At 59.1% G+C, this 7,007-nt stretch carries 8 protein-coding genes; all 8 read right to left on the bottom strand.

The window, feature by feature from the left end:
* The coding region (gene rlpA, locus HMPREF9538_RS13155; RefSeq protein WP_009485189.1) for an endolytic peptidoglycan transglycosylase RlpA at positions 1-617 on the bottom strand (617 nt) is incomplete at its 3' end.
* A gap of 11 nt (positions 618-628) precedes the next feature.
* Positions 629-1,741, bottom strand: coding sequence for a peptidoglycan glycosyltransferase MrdB (gene mrdB, locus HMPREF9538_RS13160; RefSeq protein WP_002894613.1), 1,113 nt, complete (start codon positions 1,739-1,741; stop codon positions 629-631).
* Positions 1,741-3,642, bottom strand: coding sequence for a peptidoglycan DD-transpeptidase MrdA (mrdA, locus tag HMPREF9538_RS13165; protein ID WP_002894617.1), 1,902 nt, complete (start codon positions 3,640-3,642; stop codon positions 1,741-1,743). Before mrdA ends, mrdB begins: the two co-directional genes overlap by 1 nt.
* Positions 3,643-3,669: 27 nt before the next feature.
* Positions 3,670-4,137: a 23S rRNA (pseudouridine(1915)-N(3))-methyltransferase RlmH gene (rlmH, locus tag HMPREF9538_RS13170; protein WP_002894620.1), complete on the bottom strand. Its 468-nt coding sequence runs from the start codon at positions 4,135-4,137 to the stop codon at positions 3,670-3,672.
* Between the two features lie 3 nt (positions 4,138-4,140).
* Positions 4,141-4,458, bottom strand: a complete 318-nt coding sequence (rsfS, locus tag HMPREF9538_RS13175; RefSeq protein WP_002894623.1) for a ribosome silencing factor — start codon at positions 4,456-4,458, stop codon at positions 4,141-4,143.
* Between the two features lie 222 nt (positions 4,459-4,680).
* Positions 4,681-5,310: an adenosylcobalamin/alpha-ribazole phosphatase gene (locus HMPREF9538_RS13180; RefSeq protein WP_009485188.1), complete on the bottom strand. Its 630-nt coding sequence runs from the start codon at positions 5,308-5,310 to the stop codon at positions 4,681-4,683.
* Between the two features lie 72 nt (positions 5,311-5,382).
* Complete coding sequence (gene nadD / locus HMPREF9538_RS13185) at positions 5,383-6,033, bottom strand: nicotinate-nucleotide adenylyltransferase (RefSeq protein ID WP_004176879.1); 651 nt, start codon at positions 6,031-6,033, stop codon at positions 5,383-5,385.
* Positions 6,026-7,007 (bottom strand): DNA polymerase III subunit delta (gene holA, locus HMPREF9538_RS13190; protein ID WP_009485187.1); only part of this gene is annotated, 982 nt, incomplete at its 5' end. The genes holA and nadD, both read right to left, overlap by 8 nt.

Below are 7,007 nucleotides of genomic sequence, written 5' to 3'. Positions count from 1 at the left end.
GCGGCGTCCCCTCCGTCCAGATTCGGACGGGCGGGCAGGGCGTAAGTCTGTTTGGCGACGGTGGTACAGGCCATCCCCGGGCCGGAAAGCGAACCGTCAGGCGCGACGATGATGGGGTCGATGCGCACTTTGGTGTTGTTGGAGGTGTTCAGGCGGTCAGCGGATGCGCGGGAAAGCGAGATGACCCGATCGTTGCCATAGGGACCGCGATCGTTAATCCGCACGACGATCATCCGTCCGTTGGCAAGGTTAGTGATCCGCGCGTAGCTCGGGATCGGCAGCGTCGGGTGCGCTGCGGTCAACTGAGTCGGATCGAAGGCTTCGCCGCTGGCGGTCAGGTTGCTGTTGGGTTCAGCGTCATAGATCGCCGCGAAACCGGCCTGAGTAAAGTTGGCCGGATCCTGAACGATTTTGTAGCTTTTACCGTCGCGCTCATAATCCTGATTCGCCGTGGCGTTCGGCGTTTCATATTGCGGATCGGCGCCGCTGATCTCAACCGTCGGGCCATTACAGACGGCCGGCTGTGGAGTACTGACCGTTTTTTGTTGCACGTCATCACTCGAACATGCCGCCAGCAGCCCCGCTGCTATGCAGATCCCCAGCCATTGCTTACGCATTGCTAACCCCTTTAAACGCTTTTCGACAACATTTTTCTGTGGGTATGGATCGACATTACGATACCAAACCCGGCCATCAGTACGATCAGGGCGGAGCCCCCGTAGCTCACCAGCGGCAACGGTACGCCCACCACCGGTAAAATACCACTCACCATACCAATATTTACGAAGACATAAACGAATAAAATCAACATTAAACCACCGGCCATGACCCGGCCAAAGGTGGTTTGCGCCTGGGCGGCGATCCACAGTCCGCGCATAATCAGCAGAATATAAAGCGCTAGCAGGATCAGTACGCCAATCAGGCCCAACTCTTCGGCGAGGACGGCGAAGATAAAGTCGGTGTGGCGTTCCGGCAGAAACTCCAGCTGCGACTGGGTGCCGTGCAGCCAGCCTTTGCCGCGCAGACCGCCGGAGCCAATGGCAATTTTAGACTGAATAATGTGATAGCCGGCGCCCAGCGGGTCGGTTTCCGGATCGAGGAGCATCATCACGCGCTGACGCTGATAGTCGTGCATCAGGAAGAACCACAGGATCGGAATAAAGGCGGCGACCAGCACCACGGCGATACCAATCAGGCGCCAGCTGAGGCCGGATAGGAACAGCACAAACAGCCCGGATAGGGCGATCAGGATCGAGGTCCCGAGGTCAGGCTGCGCCGCCACCAGCAGCGTCGGCAGGAAGATTAGCACCAGGGCAATGCCGGTGTTCTTCAGCGACGGTGGACAGACATCGCGGTTAATAAACCGCGCCACCATCAGCGGCACGGCTATTTTGGCGATCTCCGACGGCTGAAAGCGCACAATACCGAGATCCAGCCAGCGCTGCGCCCCTTTGGAGATGGCGCCGAAGGCGTCAACGGCTACCAGCAGGATGATACAGAAAATATAGAGGTAGGGCGCCCAGCCTTCATAGACCCGCGGCGGGATCTGCGCCATGACGATCATGATCACCACGCCCATGGCGATCTGGCCGATTTTACGCTCCATCATGCCGACGTCCTGACCGCTGGCGCTCCAGATAACCAGCGCGCTGTAGGTCAGCAGCGCCAACAGGATAAGCAGCATGGTGGGGTCAAGATGGATTTTATCCCATAGCGATTTTTTGTTCGGATTATCCGTCATTATTGATCCTCCCCTGCGGTTACCGCCGGGTTTTCGCTTGGCAGCGTAGTGTTGTTATCGCCCAGCATGATGTGATCGAGGATCTGGCGCATAATGGTACCGACCGCCGGGCCGGCGCCGCCGTTTTCCAGAATCATCGCCACGGCAACCTGCGGGTTGTTATAAGGCGCAAACGCCGTCATCAGTTTATGGTCGCGCAAGCGCTCGGAGATCCGGTGCGCGTTATAGGTTTCGTTGGCCTTCAGGCCGAACACCTGAGCGGTACCTGACTTGGCCGCGATTTTATACGGCGCGCTGGCGAAGTATTTGTGCGCGGTGCCGTTGCCGCGGTTGGCCACGCCGTACATGCCGTCTTTGGCGATTTCCCAATAGCCGGAATGGATATCGCCTACCGGCGGCTCATGGGGCTGGACCCAGGGTACGGGCTTGCCGTCTTCCACGGTGCTCTGCAGCAGATGCGGCACCTTCACCACGCCGTCATTAATCAGGATCATCAGCGCTTTGTTCATCTGGATCGGCGTGGCGGTCCAGTAACCCTGGCCGATGCCCACCGGAATGGTGTCCCCCTGGTACCAGGGTTTCTTAAAGCGCTTGAGCTTCCATTCGCGGGTCGGCATGTTGCCAGAGCGCTCCTCGGAGAGGTCGATACCGGTGTAGTGGCCGTAGCCAAACTTGCTCATCCACTCTGAGAGACGGTCGATGCCCATGTCATAGGCGACCTGGTAGAAATAGGTATCTGCAGACTCCTCGAGCGCTTTGGTGACGTTCAGATGGCCGTGGCCCCACTTTTTCCAGTCACGATAGCGTTTCTCTGAGCCAGGCAACTGCCACCAGCCGGGGTCGAAGAGGCTGGTGTTGCGGGTGATCACCCCGGCGCTCAGCGCCGAGACGGCGACGTACGGTTTGACCGTCGACGCCGGCGGATAGACCCCCTGCGTTGCTCGGTTGACCAGCGGTGTGTTCGGGTCGTTGAGCAGCGCGGAGTAATCTTTGCTGGAGATGCCGTCGACGAACAGGTTCGGGTCATAGCTCGGGGTTGAAACCAGCGCCAGAATAGCGCCGGTACGCGGGTCGGTCACCACCACGGCGGCGCGGCTGCCGGCCAGCAGCGTTTCAATATACTGCTGCAGCTTGAGGTCGAGGGTGAGGTAGATGTCGCGTCCGGCCTGCGGAGGCACCTCTTTCAGCTGACGAATGACGCGGCCGCGGTTGTTCACTTCAACCTCTTCGTAGCCGGTCTGACCGTGCAGAACGTCCTCGTAATAACGCTCTATACCCAGCTTCCCAATGTCGTGCGTCGAGGCGTAGTTGGCCAGCTTGCCCTCTTTATCCAGGCGGTCGACGTCTTTATCGTTAATTTTTGAGACATAGCCAATGACGTGAGTCAGCGCCGAATTATAGGGGTAATAACGACGCTTGTAGCCTTTGACTTCCACGCCGGGAAAGCGGTACTGGTTGACGGCAAAGCGGGCCACCTGCACTTCGCTGAGGTTGACCTTTACCGGAATCGAGGTAAAACGATGGGAGCGGGCGCGCTCCTTTTTGAAACCGGCGATGTCATCGTCGGTTAAATCGACGACGTCGCGTAGCGCATCCAGCGTCTGCTGTACGTTATCGACTTTCTCCGGCATCATCTCCAGCTGGTAAATGGTGCGGTTAAGCGCCAGCGGGGTGCCGTTGCGATCGTAAATAATGCCGCGGCTCGGCGGGATCGGCACCAGCTTGATGCGGTTTTCGTTCGAGCGCGTCTGATAGTCGTCGAAGCGAACGATTTGCACATTGTACAGGTTGGCGATCAGAACGCCGGTAAGCAGCAAAATCCCCAAAAAAGCGACCAGCGCCCGGCGCACGAACAGCGAGGATTCAGCCGTATAGTCGCGGAAAGAATTCTGTAATTTCATTCGCTGCTTAGTCTACCCTGATCATCATTACTCACGGTGGTACGGGTGGTTGGTGGTGATGCTCCACGCCCGGTACAGACTCTCGGCCACCAGTACGCGCACCAGCGGGTGAGGTAAGGTGAGGGTGGAGAGCGACCAACTCTGTTCCGCCGCTGCTTTACAGGCGGGAGAGAGACCTTCCGGGCCGCCTACCAGTAAACTGACGTCGCGCCCGTCCTGTTTCCAGCGTTCCAGTTCGCGCGCCAGCTGCGGTGTATCCCATGGTTTACCCGGAATATCCAGGGTCACGATGCGGTTCTTACCGGCAGCGGCTAACATCATCTCGCCCTCTTTTTCGAGGATGCGTTTGATATCAGCGTTCTTACCGCGCTTACCGGCAGGGATCTCCACCAGCTCGAACGGCATATCTTTGGGAAAACGGCGCAGATACTCGCTAAAGCCGGTCTGTACCCAGTCCGGCATTTTGGTGCCAACGGCCACCAGCTGCAACTTCACGCATTAACTCCAGAGTTTTTCCAGCTCGTACAGACGACGGCTCTCTTCCTGCATGACGTGGACCATCACGTCGCCGAGGTCGACGACGATCCAGTCGGCGGCGGCTTCCCCTTCAACGCCCAGCGGCAGCATGCCGGCGGCGCGGGACTCCTGAACCACGTGGTCGGCGATAGACATCACATGACGCGTGGAGGTGCCGGTGCAGATAATCATGCAATCGGTGATGCTGGATTTGCCATGTACATCAATGGCAACGATGTCCTGACCTTTCAGGTCATCAATTTTGTCGATAACAAAATCCTGGAGTGCTTTACCCTGCAAGTGTTCCCCCTGGGTGCGTGAAGATTGATAATCATAAAGAGCCTGACAGTATACCTGAACTGATGAAAAAGTCGGGTGAAATGTCTGTCGGCAGGCGTTCGTGGCGGGCTATCATCCCATCCCTCGCCGCGGATTGCATCGCCATTTTTGTAAAACAATTTCTGCAAACCGGCTTTGGCGGATGCTGCCTGGCAGCGGAGAATAACAGCCTGCTCTGGCCTGTCAATGGTCTGGCGGGAATTCTTCTTGCGGCTGCCAGACGGCCTGGCTATTTAATACCCGCAGGGTGGTGAAATCGTCGCGGATTTCGAGGAGGCTCCAGGCGCCATGGGCAATGGGAAAGTGCCACATCGCCGCCGGAGGCATCTGCAACAGCAGGGCGGTCAGCAGGCTCAGGACGCCCTGATGGCCGACGATCAGCAGATGGTCAAGTTGGCGGCAGTCGGTCAGCGTTGGGATAAACTCGCTGACGCGGCGGGCAAAATTCTGAAAGCTTTCGCCGTTGGTGGGGGCCGCATGCTGCCAGTCGGCACACCAGGCGGCATAGTTTTCCGCATCTTCTCGCTGGAGGTCGCGATGATGACGCATCTCCCAGTCGCCGAAAAACATCTCATTGAGCGCGGGATGGCGCTCACGCGGGATAGCGCGGTCGCCAAGCAGCAGATCGGCCGTTGTCCCGGTCCGCGCCAGCTCGCTACAGAATACTTTATCGAAAGGCGCCAGGCGCAGCCGTTCGCCGAGCGCGCGCGCCTGAGCGACGCCGCGCGGCGTCAGGGGAGTTGGGGCATGGCCGCTGTATAACCCGGCAACGTTGGCTTCGGTTTCGCCATGGCGAACTAACCACAATTTCATGAACAGGCTCTGACAGGCGATGAAGAGATGGCGTTACGATAGCGCTTTTTTCGCGCCAGGCCCAGCCTGGGGTCAGCAATAGAGTCCCTGCTCGCGGATGTAATCCAGCACGGCGGCAGGCAGCATCTCGGCGCAGGACTCGCCGCGCTCAAGGCGCTGGCGGATGATCGTCGCGGAAATATCGAACCACGGCGTCTCAGCCAGGTAGATCACGCCGGAAGGGCGGTTATGCAGAGACTCCACGTCGTGGGTTAAATGGCGATCCAGCCAGCGCTGATCCGCTTCCTGCGCCATGGTCAGCGGGTAACCCGGGCGGCGGCAAACAATCAGGTGGACATTGTCGAGAATGGTTTCATAGTTGTGCCAGGTGGGAAAGGTCAGTAGCGAATCCTGGCCAATGATAAACGCCAGCGGTTTGCGCGGCCCCTGCTCCTGGCGCCACTCCTGCAGCGTTTGCGCCGTCCAGGAGGGGGTATCGCGCCGTAGTTCGCGTTCATCGAGCGTGAACAGCGGTTTATCGGCAATCGCCAGCTTCAGCATGTGCACGCGCTGGGCGCTGGTGGCTTCCGGCTGCGGCCGGTGCGGCGGGACGTTGTTAGGCATGATGATGACCTTGCTCAGGCCAATCTGATTCGCCAGGATCTCAACCGGCTTGAGGTGACCGTAATGCACCGGATCGAAGGTGCCGCCATAGATTGCCTGTAACTGAGTCATATCAACCATCAATAAAAACGTCCGCCAGGGCTTTGTGGCAGAGCAACAACGAAAGACTTTCCAGTTCGGGCCAGACGTCGTGCCCATAATCCTGTTTAAAGGTGAGCTCCGCGCGGGTCAGAAGGGTCACCGCCTGGCGCAGCTGTTCCCCGCTCAGGCGCGTGAGGGCGTCGCTGAGCAGCTGACGGCGGTTTTGCCAGACCCGGTGTTTATCAAACAGCGAGCGCAGCGGCGTGTGCGTCGCCTGGCGCTTGAGGGTAACCAGCAGCAGCAGCTCCCGCTGCAGAGTACGCAGCAGGATCGCCGGCTCGCAGCCTTCAAGGCGTAACTGCTGCAGGACGTGCAGCACGCGCTTACTTTTGCCTGCCAGTAGGGCATCGACCCAATGGTAAGGCGTAAAGTGCGCGGCATCGTTTACCGCTTGCTCAACGCGGGGCAGGGTTAGCTTACCGTCCGGCCAGAGCAGCGCCAGACGCTCCAGCGCCTGCGCCAGCGCCAGCAGATTGCCTTCGTAACAGTAGCACAGCAGCTGACTGGCCGCGTCATCGAGCTGCAGCTGATGCTGTTTGGCACGGGCGGCCAGCCAGCGCGGCAGCTGCGCGTATTCCGGCGTCTGGCAACTGACCTGGACTGCGCGCTGAGCCAGGGCGGTGAGCCATACGGCATTCTCCTGGGCTTTGGTCAGCTTATTTCCGCGAACTATCAGCAGCAGGTCGTCGTGCAGCAGACCAACCAGCGTGGCGAGCTGTTCATTGATCGCCGCGTTGGGGCCGTTTTCCGGTAGGATCAACAGCAGGGTTTGCCGGCTGGCAAACAGGCTCATCGCCTGGCTTAAGGCGAAAATCGCCTGCCAGTCGGTGCTGTTGTCGATTGAAAAAGTATGGTGCTCGGTAAAGCCCTGCGCGGCAGCAGCTTCGCGAATGGCGTCCTGGCTTTCCTGCAACAGCAGGGGATCGTTGCCAAGCAGCAGATAGGCCGCCCCC

The sequence above is a fragment of the Klebsiella sp. MS 92-3 genome (genome assembly GCF_000195655.1).
Lineage (GTDB): Bacteria > Pseudomonadota > Gammaproteobacteria > Enterobacterales > Enterobacteriaceae > Klebsiella > Klebsiella pneumoniae.
The sequence above is the reverse complement of the archived record's forward strand: the minus strand, read 5'-3'. Positions and strand labels throughout refer to the sequence as shown.